Genomic DNA, 14,583 nt, shown 5'->3' with positions numbered 1-14,583 from the left:
CGCATGATGCGCGCGCGGGCCGCCGCACGTGCGCTGCGCGGCGGCCCGCGCGCACGGCACTGGTGTTTTCTTTATCCGGGTCGGTAAATGCCCGTGTGGCGCGGCTGTCACTCCGGCTATGGCGGCCGAATTTGGCCGACTACGCTGCGTCTCCGATCGTGTCACCCGCACGCTTTCGCGCCGCGACGGCGCCCGGCCCGCAAGGCCGCTGCCGCGCTTTTCCACCGCCCGCTCCTGGAGAATCCGCATGTCCGCATTCACGGCCCGCGCTGCCGACGGCAAGCGCTATACGTACGAATGGTATGTCGTCGTCATCTGCATGCTCGCGTACGTCTTTTCGTTCGTCGACCGCCAGGTCCTCGTGCTGATGATCGAGCCGATCAAGCGCGACCTGCACCTGTCCGATACGCAGTTCAGCCTGCTGAACGGCTTCGCGTTCTCGCTGTTCTATGCGGTGATGGGGCTGCCCGTCGCGTATCTCGCCGACCGCTACGCGCGCCCGCGGATCATCTCGATCGGCATCGCGCTGTGGAGCGTCGCGACCGCCGCGTGCGGGCTCAGCCAGCATTTCGTGCAGATGTTCCTCGCGCGGATGGGCGTCGGCGTCGGCGAGGCCGCGCTGTCGCCCGGCGCGTATTCGATGCTCGCCGACTACTTCCCGAAGGAAAAGCTCGGGCGCGCGATCGCCGTGTATTCGCTCGGTTCGTTCATCGGCGGCGGCGTCGCGTTCCTGATCGGCAGCTACGTGATCGCGCTGCTCAAGCATGCGAGCGCGTTCACGCTGCCGGTCGTCGGGCAGGTGCATGCGTGGCAGGTCACGTTCCTGATCGTCGGGCTGCCGGGCCTGCTCGTCGCGCTGCTGTTCACCGCGACCGTGCGCGACCCGCAGCGCAAGGGGCTCGCGCAGGATCGCTCGGGCGCCGTGCGGCGCGTGTCGATGCGCGATTCGCTGCGCTTCGTCGGCACGCACCGCGCGACCTTCGCGTGCCACTACCTCGGCTTCTCGTTCTACGCGATGACGCTGTACTGCCTGCTGAGCTGGACGCCCGCGTTCTATATCCGCCGCTTCGGGATGACGGCCGTCGAAGCCGGCTACACGCTCGGCATCGTGCTGCTGGTCGCGAACACGGCCGGCGTGTTCTGCGGCGGCTGGCTCAACGACTGGCTGCTGCGCCGCGGCCGCGCCGATGCGCCGATGCGCGCCGGTGCGATCGGCGCCGCGTGCATGGTGATCCCCGCGACGCTGTTCACGCAGCTCGACCACCTGCCGGCGTCGCTCGCGATGCTCGTCGTCGCGATGTTCTTCGCGTCGTTCCCGATGCCGACGTCGACCGCCGCGATGCAGACGCTCGCGCCGAACCAGATGCGCGCGCAGATTTCCGCGCTGTTCCTGCTCGTGTCGAACCTGATCGCGCTCGGGATCGGCACGACCGTCGTCGCGCTGTTCACCGACCGCGTGTTCGGCGCGCCGGCCGCGGTCGGCCATTCGATGTCGATCGTCAACGTCGCGGCGGCCACGCTCGCCGCGCTGCTGCTCGCCGCCGGATGCCGGCACTATCGACGCAGCCTCGATCGCGAACGCGGTCATGCATCGGTGGAGGCGCCGCAAGCGGCCGACGCAGGCGACGCGGTCGCCGCGCGCTGACCGCAAGCCGCTGACCATTGATCGTTGATCGTTGATCGCCGCCGGTGACCGGCAACCGGCAACCGGCAACCGGCAACCAGCAACCGGCAACCAGCAACCAGCAACCGGCAACCGGCAACCGGCAACCAGCAACCAGCAACCAGCAACCAGCAACCAGCAACCAGCAACCAGCAACCAGCAACCAGCAACCAGCAACCAGCAACCAGCAACCAGCAACCAGCAACCAGCAACCAGCAACCAGCAACCAGCAACCAGCAATTATCCATCCCGCTGATTCAAGTATCGCTTTTTAATCGATTTGATTTATGCGATGCCCGTCCCTATTCTCGATCGCATGACGGCGCGGGGTCTGCCGCGCCGCTTTCCTTTTACCCCACGGAATTTCCCATGCAAGCGAACCGCCACCAGGTCCGGATCGACGCGCTGATCGACGCGGCGCAGGACATCCGCTGTTTCCGGGTTTCGCGCGTCGACGGCCAGCCGTTCGACGCGTACGAACCGGGCGCCCATATCGACGTCACCGCGCCGTCCGGCATCACGCGGCAGTACTCGCTGTGCGGCAACCCCGACGAGCGCGGCAGCTACCTGTTCGCGGTCAAGAAGGAAGCACAGTCGCGCGGCGGCTCGCGTTCGCTGCACGACGACGTGACGGTCGGCGCCGAGTTGTCGATCGGCGCGCCGCGCAACCTGTTTCGTCTGACGGATGACGCGAGCGAGCACGTGCTGATCGCGGCCGGCATCGGCATCACGCCGCTGCTGTCGATGGCGTATGCGCTGCACAAGCGCGGCGCGCGCTACCGGCTGCATTACTTCGCACGCAGCCGCGCGCTCGCGGCATTCGTCGACGAACTGTCGGCCGAGCCGTTCGCGTCGCACGTGACGTTCCACTATGGTGTCGAACCCGATGCGCTCGCGGTCGAACTCGGCCGCTGCGTCGAGTCGATCGATGCGCACGCCCATGTCTATACGTGCGGCCCTGGGCCGTTCATGGATGCGGTCGTCGCAGCGGCCGCGACGCGCGTTCCCGACGATTCGATCCATCTCGAACGCTTCGCGGCGGAACCGGCCACCACCGCCACCGCCGATGCCGATGCCGACGCGAGCACCGGCCCGGCCGACGGGTTCGAAGTGCGCCTTCAGCGCAGCGGGCAATCGGTGCGCGTTGCACCCGACACGTCGATCGTCGACGCGCTCGCGCGGATCGGCATCGAAGTCGACACGTCATGCGGCGAAGGCGTGTGCGGCACCTGCATGGTGCCCGTCGTCGACGGCGAGCCCGATCATCGCGACCACTGCCTCAGCAAGGCCGAGCGTGCAAGCAACACGGTGATCTGCTGCTGCGTGTCGCGCGCGCGCTCGGCGGTACTGGTTCTCGATCTCTGACGCGCCCCGTATCATCGGTGCAATGCGTCGGGAGATGCGGGCGCGCGGCGTTCAGCAATCAATCCCGATTTGCTTCGATGATACGTTCGAGCTCATTGGCATCGTCCGTGGGTTCCTCCGTGCCGCGAAAGATGCAAACCTCGGTGTGCCCGTCCCGGAACACATCCACCTCTACCCGCATCCCGACCACCGTGATCGAAACCAGCACCGTATCCAGTCGGTTGCGGCTCAGGGTGTAGTGAATCTTCGCAGAGTCGAGCTGGCCGAGCAGATCGAACAGTGTGTTTGTGGTCATGTCGGGCACCTATTTCTTGAAACGGTTATCGTTGAGTAACTTGAGCGCCTTACGCGCCTCTTTGATGCCATCGCTCGCATCGCCTTGAATCTCGTTGAGCGTCGAATTCAGATACTGCCCTGGGAACTCGCGCAACACTGAACCTTTGCACTCAGCCTTGATGATGTCGCAGGCCATCATATCGCCTCGGTCGACACCCGCGACTTGAATCGCGTCTCCCAAGGCATCTGGCGAAAAATCGAGTGGCGACGCCTCACTGAGCGAAGTTGAATCAGCGAAGCCCGCGCCGCCCGCAATCGCGGCCGCACCACCTGCACCGCCCGAAACAACACTCTGCAGATGGCTCATGAGCTCGCCCGCAGACACATCGCTGGGTGTCGCCCAACTAGGCAAGGGCTTGTCTACCGGTAGCGCGGCCATTCTCGGCACGCTGGCGAACCTGTTGGCTTTTGGGAATGGAGGAGTTGTGGGAGAACCTCCAGCCGAGCCTCCACCACCAACCGCCTGTCGTTCGATCTGTACCGCAACGCGTCCATTTTCGATGGCAGCCTTGAGCGCATCAAGCGGAGTGCCTTGGAGTGCGTCTAGGCCAAGTTGGCGAAGGTATGTCAGCACGTTCGCGGTCAGACCAGTGTATTTCGGCCAGTGCAACATCAATTCGGACACGTCGCTGCGTTGACTGGTAGACAAGCTGGTACCGCTTGGACCTGACGCGCGCGTGAGCGTAGCGCGCTTTCCAGAACCCAGATCAATAGTCACTGAAGCCATGAATCCTGTTCTCCGTATCGGCTTCGCAGGACATAACGTTGCTCTCTCAACGTCAGGCCCAGCACTTCGAAGCCAATACTTTAGCAGTCCACCTCGATCTGTGACGCGCTCACGCGCCCCGGCCGTCACGCGTCGTCGAAACGCTCGACGATCTCGGCCAGCAGCGCGCGCATCCACGCGTTGCCCTCGTCGTCGTGGAAGTGCTCGTGCCAGTGCATCGTCACCGGCGCGGGCGGCAGCGTCACCGGCAGCTCGTAAAGCCGGAACGCGTTGTTGCGGTTCAGGATCTGCGCGAGCCGCTTCGGCAGCGTCGCGTACAGATCCGTGACCGACAGCACGCTCGGCAGCGCGACGAAGTGCGGCACTTCGAGCGCGATGTTGCGGCCCACGCCCTGCGCACGCAATGCGTCGTCGAGCGCGTGGTGGCTGTGCTCGACCGATTTCACGTTGACGTGCGCGGCGCGCACGAACTGCTCGAGATTCAGCGCCGCGCCGGCCGGCAACCCGCGCCGGCGGCCCGTCATGCACACATAGGTTTCCTCGAACAGCACCTGGTGGCGCGTGCGCGGCATCAGTTCCGGCAGGTTGCCGATCGCGAAATCCAGCCGGCTCGCGCGCAGCGCTTCCTCGATCTCCTCCACCGGCATCGGCTGCACGCTCAGCATCACGCGCGGCGCGCGCTCGCGCAGCGCCCGGCAGATCGCCGGCAGGTACGCCATCTCGCCCGCGTCCGACAGCGACAGCCGGAACGTGCGCGTGCTGGTGGCCGGATCGAAGCGCTCCGCGTAGCGCAGCGCCACGCGCACCATGTCGAGCGCCTTGCCGACGATGCCCGCGAGTTCGAGCGCAACCGGCGTCGGCTGCATGCCCGAACGCGTGCGCACGAACAGCGGATCGTCGAACAGCGTGCGCAGCCGGCCGAGCGAATAGCTGACGGCGGGCTGCGACAGCGCAAGCCGCTCGCCGGCCTTCGTCAGGCTGCGTTCCTCGACGATCGCCTGGAACACGCGCAACAGGTTCAGATCGAGATGATCGACCGACGTCATCGTAGCCTCCGTCATTTGCCGTATTTATTGACTCGCCAATTTTAGATCAATTTGACGGATATGTAGCGCAAGACGAGACTGGGCATTCGATACCGCGCCCGGCGCGGCCCGATTTCGCGACTCTTTCCCCACGACGACGATGAGCGACATTCCCTACCAGACGATCGACACCCGTGCGCTGCGCGGCCTCGCGCAGCCCGACCGCATCGCGCCCGCGATGTATCACGATCCGGCGCTGTTCGAAGCCGAGCTCGACCGCATCTTCTACCGCACCTGGATCTGGGTTGCGCACGAGAGCGAACTGCCGCAGCCCGGCGACTTCATCACGACGACGATCGGCCGCCAGCCGGTGATCGTCGTGCGCGACAGGACCGGCGAGATCAACGTGCTGCAAAACCGCTGCCGCCATCGCGGCGCGACCGTGTGCGAATCGCACAAGGGCAACGCGAAGGGCTTCACGTGCCCGTATCACAGCTGGTCGTACGCGCTCGACGGCACGCTGCGCGCGCTGCCGTACGGCGACGGCTACGAAGGCGTGTGCGAGAAAGGCGACCTGCCGCTCGTGAAGCTGCGCGTCGGCGTGTACCAGGGGCTGATCTTCGCGAGCTTCAACGACGCGATCGAACCGCTCGAGGATTTCCTCGGCGGCGCGAAGCCGTGGATCGACCTGTTCATGAAGCAGGGCGCCGGCTACCCGATCAAGGCGAACGGCGAGCACAAGTTCAAGTTCAAGGGCAACTGGAAGATCCAGCTCGAGAACACCACCGACCTCTATCACTTCCCGGTCGTGCACAAGTCGTGGATGAAGTCGATCGACGACGAGACGGCCGCCGCGATCACGAGCTTCATGACGAGCGAGGACGCGTTCTGCCGCGGGCTCGGCAACGGCCACAGCCTCGCGGTGCTGATGCCCGAGCTGATCGATCTCGACGAGGACGACGGCGCGCCGCTGCCCGAGCGCTTCGCGCCGCTCGCGGCGAAGCTCGCCGAGCGTCACGCGCCGGACGAAGTGCGCCGCATCGTGCGTTCGCTGATGGGGGTCGGCTTCAACCTGAACCTGTTCCCGAACCTCGCGCTATCGATGGCGTTCTTCCGCGTGCTGCGGCCGATCGCCGCGAACGAAACCGAGATCCGCCACGTCGCGCTCGCGATGGACGGCGGCCCCGACGAAGCGAACCGCGAGCGGCTGCGCATCCACGAGCACTTCCAGGGCCCGTTCGGCTTCGGCAGCCCCGACGACGCGGAAGCGTGGGAGCGCGTGCAGCGCGGCGCGCACGCCGGACCCGACGTGCCGATCCTCGTGAATCGCGGGCTGAACCGCGAAACGACCGCCGCGAACGGCGAAAAGACCGCGCATGCGACCGACGAGACCGGCATGCGCGAGGCCTACCAGCAATGGCGCAAGATGATGGAGCCGCAATAATGGACGACCGCAACGCCCTTTTCTCGCAGCAGACCTTCGCCCGCGCGGTCGAGTTCGTGTGGCGCGAAGCCGAGATGCTCGACCGCCGCGACTATCGCGCATGGCTCGACCTGTGGGATCCGGCCGGCCACTACGTGGTGCCGATCGATCCCGACGAGACCGATTTCGCCGCGACGCTGAACTACGTGTTCGACGACCAGGACATGCGCGAGAAGCGCGTGCAGCGGATGGTGTCCGGTTACTCGGCGTCGGCGACCGACGCGGCGCGCACGGTGCGCACCGTGTCGCGCTTCACGCTGGAAAGCGGCAGCGCCGACACCGTCAAGCTGAAATCCGCGCAGGTCGTCGTCGCGTACAAGCGCGGCGTCGCGACGCTGTTCGCGGCCGACGTCACGCACAAGCTGCACGTCGATGTCGAAGGCGAGATGCGGATTGCCGAAAAGGTCGTGCGCCTGATCGACTCGACCGAAGCGCTCAGCGCGATCGGCTTCCTGCTGTAAGCCGTGGCCGGTTCGCCGCTGCAAGTGCAACGGTGAACCGGCAACCTTCACCTTTCCGGACGACCATGCCCACACTCGAAGTTTTCCTGCCGGCCGGCCATGACGATGCGTGCAAGGCCGAACTGATCGCAAGGCTGACCGGCGCGACCGTCGACGCAATCGGCGCGCCGGTCGATTCCGTGCGAGTGCTGCTCACCGAACTGCCCGCGCCGCACATCGGCCTCAGCGGCCGCAGCGCCGCGGACGGTGCACCGCCGTCGCTGCCGGTGATCGTCGCGATCCTGATCGCCGGCCGCACCGATGAGCAAAAACGCGCGTTGATCGCCGCCTTGTCGGATGCCGGCGCGAATGTGCTCGACGTGCCGCTGCAGGCGACGCGCGTGATCATCAAGGACATTCCGAACACCGACTTCGGCATCGGCGGCCAGACCGCGCGGGCGCTGGGGCGCTGACGATGGGTCGGGCGTCGTTACGTCGGACGTCGATAAGCCGGGCCTTGCCACGCCGCGCGTCGATACATCGGGCGTCAATACGTCGGGCGTCGGTACGCCGGGCCTCGCCACACCGCGCGTCGCCGCGCTGCCGTGAAGCGTCGCAGGCGCTACGCGTGCTCACCGGCGAGCGGCAGCGTCACGCGGCAGTCGAGCCCGCCGCCGTCGGCCGGGCTCGCGCCGATCCTGCCGCCGTGGCGCGTGACGATGCTCTTGCACAGCGACAAGCCGATCCCGTTGCCGCCCGCCTTCGACGACGAGAACCCGTCGAACAGCCGATCATGCGCGCCTTCCGCGATGCCCGGGCCGTTGTCGATCGCGCGCAGCTCGGCGTACCCGGCCACGTTCGCGGTGCCGAGCGTCAGCGTGCGCGGCACGCGCTCGCAGCCGGCGAACGCTTCGATCGCGTTGAACGCGAGATTGAGAATCACCTGCCCGATCAACACGCGCTCGCAGCGGATCGGCAGCGGCGCGTCGGCCTGAACGATCGCGACCGTCACGCCGGCCTCCTTCGCGCGCAACTCGATGAAATACGCGACGTCCGCAAGGATGTCGCGCAGGTCCGCAACCGCGACGACCGTCTCGCGCTTCACGATGAACTCGCGCACGCTCTTGATGATCAGCGCCGCATGTTCGGCCTGCCGATCCGCGCTGCGCAGCCCCCAGATCGCGTCGTCGACGGCGCCGCTGCCGTTCAGCCGCCGCACCGCGCCCTCGATGAAGTTGCGCACGGCCGCGAGCGGCTGGCTCAGTTCGTGCGCGATCACCGTCGCCATCTCGCCCATCGCGTTGTAGCGGCCCGCGTATTCGAGCATCCGTGCCTCGGCGCGCCGCGCGTCCTCGATCGCGACTTCGTCGCTGACATCGCGGAACTGCACGAGCAGCCCGTCGAGATCGCCTTCGATCTCGACCTGCCGGCACGTGATGCGCAGCCAGCACGTCGAGCCGTCGCGCCGCACGATCCGGTAGCGCTGCGGCTCCGACGGGCACGTCGACGGCGCATCGCGCAACTGCGCGACGAGCCGGTCGCGATCGGCCGCGGTGCAGAAGTCGAGCATCTCGCCCGGCGCTTCGTCGGGCCCGAGCCCGAGCACGCGGCGCCCAGACTCGCTGATGAACTGCGCGCCGCCGAGCGGCGACACGACCGCAACGCCTTCGTCGAGATCCTGCATGAACTCGCGCAGCCGCGCCTCGTAGCGGCGCAGTTGCTGACGGATCGCTTCTTCCGCGCTGATGTCGCGGAACTGCACCATCACGACATCGTGCCCGCGCAGCGGCACGTAGGTGGCGATCGCCTCCGACAGCATGTCGACGCCCGTGCGCGACCGGTAGCACCACTCGTACACCTGCGGCCCGTCGACGATCGCGCGATCCATCGCGTTCACGCCGATCTCGCGCCGGTACTTCGGCTCGGGGCGCGTCATGTCGGGCGCCTTCAGCGGCAGCAGTTCCTCGACGGAAAAGCCGAGCGCGATGCACGCGGCGCGATTCGCCCACACGATCGCCTTGGTCTGCGCGTCGTGCAGCAGCACGCAGGTGGTCAGCGCGTCGAGCAGCCGGTGGAAATCGTCTTCGTCGGGAAAACTCATGATCGGATTCGGATGAAGGCGCGCGGCGTCGCGCGGCCGGAAACCCAACATAGCACCGGCGCGCGCCGATCGCATCTGAAGATTTCTTTAGTCCGGCACGGAACGTCACCAGTCGCACGGCCCTACGCACCAATTGCTGCGGGTTTTCGGCGTTTCTAGACTGGCTGCATCGTCGTACCGCGCGTCGAGATGCCGCGCAGCACGCATGCCGCCCCGCAATCGAACCCTATCCGCCCAGGAGACAGCCATGCCCCAAGCCGCCCTCGCCATCGAACCCGCGCCGCCCTCGCCGCTCGTGGCGGGCACCCCCGCTGGGCAGCTGTCGCCGCTCGACGCGGTGATCGAGACCGTCGCCGCGCGACGCGACGAATTCGATCGCCTGTCGCATGTGCCGCGCGACGTGATCGCGCTATTCAAGCAGGCCGGCATCTACCGCGCGGGCACGCCGCGCCGCTTCGGCGGCGATGCGCTCGCGCCGACCGCGTTCCTCGACATGATCGAACGGATCGCGACCGCCGACGGTTCGGCCGCCTGGGTCGCGAGCTTCGGCTCCGCGAACGTCTATCTCGCCGCGCTGCCGCTCGACACCCAGGCCGAGCTGTACGCGAGCGGCCCCGACCAGGTGTTCGCGGGCGGCCTGTTCCCGGTGCAGCCGGCACAGCCCGCGCCGGGCGGCTGGCGCGTGAACGGCACGTGGAAATTCGCGAGCGGCTGCAAGGGCGCCGACTGGCTCGGCGTCGGCATCGCCGTGCCGGGCGCGCAGGACGCCGCGCCGAACAAGCCGCGCACGGCCGTGTTCCGCGCCGCCGACGTCGAGATCGTCGAGAACTGGAGCGTGGTCGGCATGCAGGGCACCGGCAGCCACGACCTGCGCGTCGACGACCGCTTCGTGCCCGAGGCATGGACCTTCGTGCGCGGCGGCGAACCGACCGTCGACGAGCCGCTGTACCGCTATCCGACCGTCGCGTATGCGGCGCAGGTGCTGGCCGTCGTCAATCTCGGGCTGGCGCGCGCGGCACTCGACGTCGCGAACCGCATGTCGGGTGGACGCCAGACGACGACCGGCGCGCCGCGCCTCGCCGATCGCGCGTATTTCCGCATCGAGCTCGCGAAGGCCGAAGCGCAACTGCGCTCGGCGCGCGCGTTCTTCTACGACGCGACCGACACGGTCTGGCAATCGATCCTCGCGGGTAACCCGGTGACGCCCGACCAGGTCAGCCTGCTGCGGCTCGCAGCGACGCAGATCGCGCGCGAAGGCGCGAGCGTCGTCGAACGCGCGTACCGCCTCGGCGGCACGGCCGCGATCTACCGGTCGCATCCGCTGCAGCGGCTGCTGCGCGACGCGATGGTCGTCACACAGCACGCGTTTCTCGCCGAAGGCAACTTCGACGGCGCCGGCGCGGTATTTACCGGCGTCACGCCGTTTCCCGGCTATCTGTAACTTGCGTCGGCTGAAGCCGTTTTTTTAAAAGTGCATGAAGCCGATGCCGAGGCGCCCTCGCTGGCCGGCTCATGCACGCAACCGATTCCTCTGGAGAACCTGACATGTCCGATTCGAATCCGCTGCCGCTGCGCGTGCTGTTCTGCTGCGGCGTGTCGCAAAACTTCTTCGACCTGCCGCGCGAGAAGATCGGCGAAGTGTGGCAGGCGTATGGCGCGATGCTCGCCGCCGTCGAAGCGATGCCGGGCGTGCGCGTGCTCGGCGTGATGGACGACGATCGCCTCGTGGTCGGCCAGGCCGACGGCGCGCCGTGGACGTTCTACATCATGGCCGACGTCGCCGATTTCGACACGACGGTCGCCGTGTGCAACCTGTATCGCACGACGCCTGTCGGCGAATACAACCTGTGGCGCTACGGCAAGATCGAGGCACGGGTCGGCCGCGCGCTGACCGTGCCGCCGGCCGCGCGGCCCGCGTCGTGAGGCACGCGATGACCGACCTGTCATCCGGCCTGATCGATGCGCTCGCGCAGCGCGTGGCGGCGCTCGACGCCGAGCGCGCGGTGCGCGCGACGATCACGCGCTATATGGCGCTGTGCGACGTGCCCGAGGATGCCGGCGACGGCCCGCCGCTCGCCGGCCTGTTCACGGCCGACGCCGTGTGGGAAGGCATCGGCCCGCAGTACGCGCGCAAGTTCGGCCGCGTCGAAGGAACGGCCGCGATCGTCGCGATGCTGAACCGCTATCTGCCGCCCGATCCGCACTTCTCGGCGAACCTGCATTTCCTGACGTCGGAATCGATCGAGGTCGACGCCGCCAACACGAACGCGCGCGGCCGCTGGATCATGCTGCAGGCGTCGTGCTACGCAGGCGGCACGGCCGAGCTGATCGCCGCGCGGCTGACCGTCGATTTCGCGCCGGCTGCGGACGGTTCCACCTGGCTGATCCGCCATTTCCGCACCGAGCGCGTACTCGACGGCCCGTGGCCGCTCGCCGCCGCGCCACGGTCCTGAACCCTCCCACTGCCTCTTCACGACACCGACGACCATGACAGGCTTCATCGATACCTTCACGCTCGGCGGCCCGGGCCCGACGATCGCGATCAAGGACACGATCGACATCGCCGGCCATCCGACCCGCGCGGCGAGCCGCGCGCTCGCCGATGCGCAGCCGGCCGCAGAACACGCGGACGTCGTCCGCCTGCTGCTCGACGCGGGCTGGCAGATCGCCGGCAAGGCGAACATGCACGAACTCGCGTTCGGCATGACCGGCATCAACGACTACACGGGCACGCCCGTCAATCCGCAGGACGCATCGCGCATTCCGGGCGGCTCGTCGAGCGGTTCCGCATCGCTCGTCGGGCTCGGCACCGTCGATGCGGCGCTCGGCACCGACACGGGCGGCTCGATTCGCGGGCCGGCCGCGTGCTGCAGCGTGGTCGGGCTGAAGCCGACGTTCGGCCGCGTGTCGCGGCACGGCGTGGCACCCGTCGACACCACGCTCGATTGCGTCGGGCCATTCGCACGCGATATCCGCACGCTGGCCGCCGTGATGGCCGCAATCGCGCCGGGCTTCGATCGTGCGCGTGTGGCGGCATCGTCTGCCGACTGCACGGTTGCGCACATCACCGCCGATGCCGATCCGGCGATCGCGGCCGCGCTCGATGCGGCCGTACGCGCATCGGGCCTGCGCTCGCACGCGATCGTGCTCGACGAGATGCCGGCCGCGTTCGCCGCTGGGCTCGCGGTGATCAACGCTGAAACGTCGCGCGCGTTCGGCCATCTGGTCGCGACAGCCAAACTCGGCGCCGACCTTGATGCGCGACTGCGCACGGCCGCGACGACGACACCGGCCGCACTCGCCGAAGCCGAAGCAGTACGCGCACGCTTCACCGCGCAGGTCGACGCCGCCCTCGAACACGCCGACGTGCTGGTGCTGCCGACGCTGCCCGCGCTGCCGATCACGCTGCAGCAGGCACGCGACGGCGAATCGGTCATCGCGATGTCGTCGCTGATCCGGCCGTTCAACCTGAGCGGCCATCCGGCACTCAGCATGCCGCTGCCGCTCGCCGGTTCGCCGCTGAAGGCCGGCTTGCAGATCGTCGGGCGCAAGGGTGCTGACGAACAGGTATGCGCGATCGCGGCACACTTCGAAGCGGCACTTGCCGCATGAACCACGATGCGGGCGCCGCTTCGACCAGCGCACGCCCGCGAACCAGGGAATCACGCACCATGTCAGACCGAGTCGTCCTCGTCACCGGCGCCGCGCGCGGGCTCGGCGCCGTCATCGCCGAACGCTTTCATGCGGCCGGCTACCGCGTCGCACTGGCCGATATCGCCGCCGACGCGATTCATGCGCATGCGCGCGAACTCGACCCGAGCGGCGAGCGCGCGATCGCATTGCCGCTCGACGTCACGTCGAAGCGCGATTTCGAAGCCGCACGCGATGCGCTCGTCGCACGCTGGGGCACGATCGACGTGCTCGTCAACAACGCGGGCGCATCGAAGGTCGTGCCGGCGATGGAAATCACGGCCGAGCAGTTCGACCAGGTGATCGACGTGAACCTGCGCAGCGTGCTGTTCGGCTGCCAGGTGTTCGGCCAGTACTTCGCGACGCGCGGCGCGGGCCGCATCGTCAACATCGCGTCGCTCGCCGGGCAGAACGGCGGCTCGGCGACGGGCGCGCACTACGCGGCCGCGAAAGGCGGCACGCTGACACTGACCAAGGTGTTCGCACGCGATCTCGCTTCGCACGGCGTGACCGTCAACGCGATCTCGCCGGGCCCGCTCGATCTGCCGATCGTGTATGAAAGCGTCGCGCCGGAAAAGCTTCGTCAGGTGCTCGCGAGCCTGCCGGGCGGCAAGCTCGGGTCGGCCGGCTTCGTTGCGGACGCCGCCGTGCTGCTCGCGTCGGGCGACGCGCAGTTCGCGAACGGCGCGTGCTGGGATATCAACGGCGGGTTGTACATGCGCTGAGCGTCGGTACGCATCGATCGCGCGGTGCCGACCGGTGCCGCGCGGCGCATGTTCGGGTGCGGCCGCGCCGTGTGCATACCGACCGTTGTCAGCGCGACGACTCCCCGTCGTCGCCCCACACGACCATCACGTCGCGCACGAGCGCGGCAATCGATGTCGCGCCGAGCTTCTCCTTGATGCTCGCGCGATGCACGTCGACGGTCTTCACGCTGATCGACAGGTCCGACGCGATCTGCTTGCTGCCCTTGCCGTCGACCACGCCGCGCAGCACTTCCTTCTCGCGCGCGGTCAGCGCATCGAGCCGCTGGCGCAGCTCGCGGTGACGCTGGCCGACCGCATGCCGCTGCTGCGCGAGCCGCAGCGCGCGCTGCACGCGTTCGAGCATCTGCTGCGAGTTGTACGGCTTCTCGACGAAATCGATCGCGCCGTTCTGCAACGCACGCACCGACATCGGGATGTCGCCGTGCCCGCTGACGAAGATCACCGGCAGCGTCGCGCCGCGCGCATTCAGTTCGGCCTGCACGTCGAAGCCGCTTTTCTCCGGCATCCGCACGTCGAGCACCAGGCACGCGGGCAGGTTCACGTCGAAGCGCGCGAGAAAGTCGGCGGCGTTCGCGAATCCTTCGGACGCGATGCCGACCGATTCGAGCAACCACGCGAGCGACGTGCGCATGCCGCTGTCGTCGTCGACGATGTATACGATCGGTGCGGGTGACGTCATCGCGGGTGTCTCGCTCAATATCGGTATGGGTATCGCACGCGCTGCGCAGGAGGCCGGTTGCCGGCTCGTCGCGAGCGTCGTTCGCTGGGGGCGTGCGGCACATCATAACGAGCCGAAAACCCGCTGAACACCCTTTTACGTGCGCCGCGAACGCGCAATCGCACTTTTTTCGCGCAGCGCGTCGCGCATCTAGGTAGAACCTTTAGACGCGTTGGCGAGAACGCCATCTCCACCGTCAATCGTGCGAATGGTCGGCCGCATTTTCGCGACGTACGCTAGGGTCATCGTCGGCGTTCGCCCGCTGCAC

General features: G+C 67.6%; 16 protein-coding genes. 11 read left to right on the top strand and 5 right to left on the bottom strand.

Annotation, left to right across the window (positions count from 1 at the left end; genetic code table 11):
• Positions 1-247 precede the first annotated feature (247 nt).
• The 3 genes from LXM88_RS33430 (at position 248) to LXM88_RS33420 (ending at position 3,028) form a co-directional block, all read left to right on the top strand.
• Positions 248-1,645, top strand: coding sequence for a spinster family MFS transporter (locus LXM88_RS33430; protein ID WP_262543741.1), 1,398 nt, complete (start codon positions 248-250; stop codon positions 1,643-1,645).
• A 44-nt stretch (positions 1,646-1,689) separates the two neighbouring features.
• Positions 1,690-1,938, top strand: a complete 249-nt coding sequence (locus LXM88_RS33425) for a hypothetical protein (protein WP_262543739.1) — start codon at positions 1,690-1,692, stop codon at positions 1,936-1,938.
• Between the two features lie 94 nt (positions 1,939-2,032).
• The gene (locus tag LXM88_RS33420) at positions 2,033-3,028 is read left to right on the top strand and encodes a PDR/VanB family oxidoreductase (RefSeq protein WP_262543738.1); all 996 of its coding nucleotides are present in this window, start codon (positions 2,033-2,035) and stop codon (positions 3,026-3,028) included.
• 58 nt (positions 3,029-3,086) lie between these two features.
• Here LXM88_RS33420 and LXM88_RS33415 read toward each other — a convergent pair whose 3' ends face one another.
• The 3 genes from LXM88_RS33415 to LXM88_RS33405 form a co-directional block, all read right to left on the bottom strand.
• Entirely contained in the window at positions 3,087-3,323 is a 237-nt protein-coding gene (locus LXM88_RS33415; protein ID WP_262543737.1) for a hypothetical protein, read from the bottom strand.
• A 9-nt stretch (positions 3,324-3,332) separates the two neighbouring features.
• Positions 3,333-4,091 (bottom strand): hypothetical protein, encoded by a 759-nt coding sequence (locus LXM88_RS33410; RefSeq protein WP_262543735.1) that lies wholly within the window; start codon positions 4,089-4,091, stop codon positions 3,333-3,335.
• A 125-nt stretch (positions 4,092-4,216) separates the two neighbouring features.
• The gene (locus LXM88_RS33405; RefSeq protein ID WP_262543733.1) at positions 4,217-5,137 is read right to left on the bottom strand and encodes a LysR family transcriptional regulator; all 921 of its coding nucleotides are present in this window, start codon (positions 5,135-5,137) and stop codon (positions 4,217-4,219) included.
• Between the two features lie 139 nt (positions 5,138-5,276).
• Here LXM88_RS33405 and LXM88_RS33400 point away from each other — a divergent pair, with 139 nt between their 5' ends.
• The 3 genes from LXM88_RS33400 to LXM88_RS33390 all read left to right on the top strand — a co-directional run bounded on the left by LXM88_RS33400 (position 5,277) and on the right by LXM88_RS33390 (position 7,512).
• Entirely contained in the window at positions 5,277-6,560 is a 1,284-nt protein-coding gene (locus LXM88_RS33400; protein WP_262543732.1) for an aromatic ring-hydroxylating oxygenase subunit alpha, read from the top strand.
• Entirely contained in the window at positions 6,557-7,060 is a 504-nt protein-coding gene (locus LXM88_RS33395; RefSeq protein WP_262547056.1) for an aromatic-ring-hydroxylating dioxygenase subunit beta, read from the top strand. The genes LXM88_RS33400 and LXM88_RS33395 overlap by 4 nt, the downstream gene beginning before the upstream one ends.
• Positions 7,061-7,125: 65 nt before the next feature.
• Positions 7,126-7,512, top strand: a complete 387-nt coding sequence (locus LXM88_RS33390; protein WP_262543730.1) for a tautomerase family protein — start codon at positions 7,126-7,128, stop codon at positions 7,510-7,512.
• 149 nt (positions 7,513-7,661) lie between these two features.
• Here LXM88_RS33390 and LXM88_RS33385 read toward each other — a convergent pair whose 3' ends face one another.
• Positions 7,662-9,215: a PAS domain-containing sensor histidine kinase gene (locus LXM88_RS33385; protein ID WP_262543728.1), complete on the bottom strand. Its 1,554-nt coding sequence runs from the start codon at positions 9,213-9,215 to the stop codon at positions 7,662-7,664.
• A gap of 172 nt (positions 9,216-9,387) precedes the next feature.
• On the opposite strand from LXM88_RS33385, the gene LXM88_RS33380 reads away from it, so the two are divergent.
• The 5 genes from LXM88_RS33380 (at position 9,388) to LXM88_RS33360 (ending at position 13,555) form a co-directional block, all read left to right on the top strand.
• Positions 9,388-10,581, top strand: coding sequence for an acyl-CoA dehydrogenase family protein (locus tag LXM88_RS33380; protein WP_262543727.1), 1,194 nt, complete (start codon positions 9,388-9,390; stop codon positions 10,579-10,581).
• A gap of 104 nt (positions 10,582-10,685) precedes the next feature.
• Positions 10,686-11,063, top strand: a complete 378-nt coding sequence (locus LXM88_RS33375) for a hypothetical protein (RefSeq protein WP_011660268.1) — start codon at positions 10,686-10,688, stop codon at positions 11,061-11,063.
• A gap of 8 nt (positions 11,064-11,071) precedes the next feature.
• The gene (locus LXM88_RS33370; protein WP_262543724.1) at positions 11,072-11,593 is read left to right on the top strand and encodes a nuclear transport factor 2 family protein; all 522 of its coding nucleotides are present in this window, start codon (positions 11,072-11,074) and stop codon (positions 11,591-11,593) included.
• Positions 11,594-11,627: 34 nt separating this feature from the next.
• Positions 11,628-12,752, top strand: a complete 1,125-nt coding sequence (locus LXM88_RS33365; RefSeq protein ID WP_262543723.1) for an amidase — start codon at positions 11,628-11,630, stop codon at positions 12,750-12,752.
• Between the two features lie 59 nt (positions 12,753-12,811).
• On the top strand, positions 12,812-13,555 hold the full coding sequence (locus tag LXM88_RS33360; RefSeq protein ID WP_262543722.1) for an SDR family NAD(P)-dependent oxidoreductase: 744 nt from the start codon (positions 12,812-12,814) through the stop codon (positions 13,553-13,555).
• Positions 13,556-13,643: 88 nt separating this feature from the next.
• Here LXM88_RS33360 and LXM88_RS33355 read toward each other — a convergent pair whose 3' ends face one another.
• The gene (locus tag LXM88_RS33355; RefSeq protein ID WP_044845365.1) at positions 13,644-14,276 is read right to left on the bottom strand and encodes a response regulator transcription factor; all 633 of its coding nucleotides are present in this window, start codon (positions 14,274-14,276) and stop codon (positions 13,644-13,646) included.
• Positions 14,277-14,583: the final 307 nt, after the last annotated feature.

The organism is Burkholderia sp. S-53 (assembly GCF_025560745.1).
Lineage (GTDB): Bacteria > Pseudomonadota > Gammaproteobacteria > Burkholderiales > Burkholderiaceae > Burkholderia > Burkholderia pyrrocinia.
This window is presented reverse-complemented; position numbering and strand designations above follow the sequence as displayed.

Bases quoted from the DNA above. Each gene is read 5' to 3' on its own strand.
- LXM88_RS33375 (WP_011660268.1), top strand. From the start codon at position 10,686: ATGTCCGATTCGAATCCGCTGCCGCTGCGCGTGCTGTTCTGCTGCGGC.
- LXM88_RS33410 (WP_262543735.1), bottom strand. From the start codon at position 4,091: ATGGCTTCAGTGACTATTGATCTGGGTTCTGGAAAGCGCGCTACGCTC.
- LXM88_RS33390 (WP_262543730.1), top strand. From the start codon at position 7,126: ATGCCCACACTCGAAGTTTTCCTGCCGGCCGGCCATGACGATGCGTGC.
- LXM88_RS33355 (WP_044845365.1), bottom strand. From the start codon at position 14,276: ATGACGTCACCCGCACCGATCGTATACATCGTCGACGACGACAGCGGC.
- LXM88_RS33370 (WP_262543724.1), top strand. From the start codon at position 11,072: ATGACCGACCTGTCATCCGGCCTGATCGATGCGCTCGCGCAGCGCGTG.
- LXM88_RS33420 (WP_262543738.1), top strand. From the start codon at position 2,033: ATGCAAGCGAACCGCCACCAGGTCCGGATCGACGCGCTGATCGACGCG.
- LXM88_RS33430 (WP_262543741.1), top strand. From the start codon at position 248: ATGTCCGCATTCACGGCCCGCGCTGCCGACGGCAAGCGCTATACGTAC.
- LXM88_RS33415 (WP_262543737.1), bottom strand. From the start codon at position 3,323: ATGACCACAAACACACTGTTCGATCTGCTCGGCCAGCTCGACTCTGCG.
- LXM88_RS33385 (WP_262543728.1), bottom strand. From the start codon at position 9,215: ATGCGATCGGCGCGCGCCGGTGCTATGTTGGGTTTCCGGCCGCGCGAC.
- LXM88_RS33365 (WP_262543723.1), top strand. From the start codon at position 11,628: ATGACAGGCTTCATCGATACCTTCACGCTCGGCGGCCCGGGCCCGACG.
- LXM88_RS33405 (WP_262543733.1), bottom strand. From the start codon at position 5,137: ATGACGTCGGTCGATCATCTCGATCTGAACCTGTTGCGCGTGTTCCAG.
- LXM88_RS33360 (WP_262543722.1), top strand. From the start codon at position 12,812: ATGTCAGACCGAGTCGTCCTCGTCACCGGCGCCGCGCGCGGGCTCGGC.
- LXM88_RS33380 (WP_262543727.1), top strand. From the start codon at position 9,388: ATGCCCCAAGCCGCCCTCGCCATCGAACCCGCGCCGCCCTCGCCGCTC.
- LXM88_RS33400 (WP_262543732.1), top strand. From the start codon at position 5,277: ATGAGCGACATTCCCTACCAGACGATCGACACCCGTGCGCTGCGCGGC.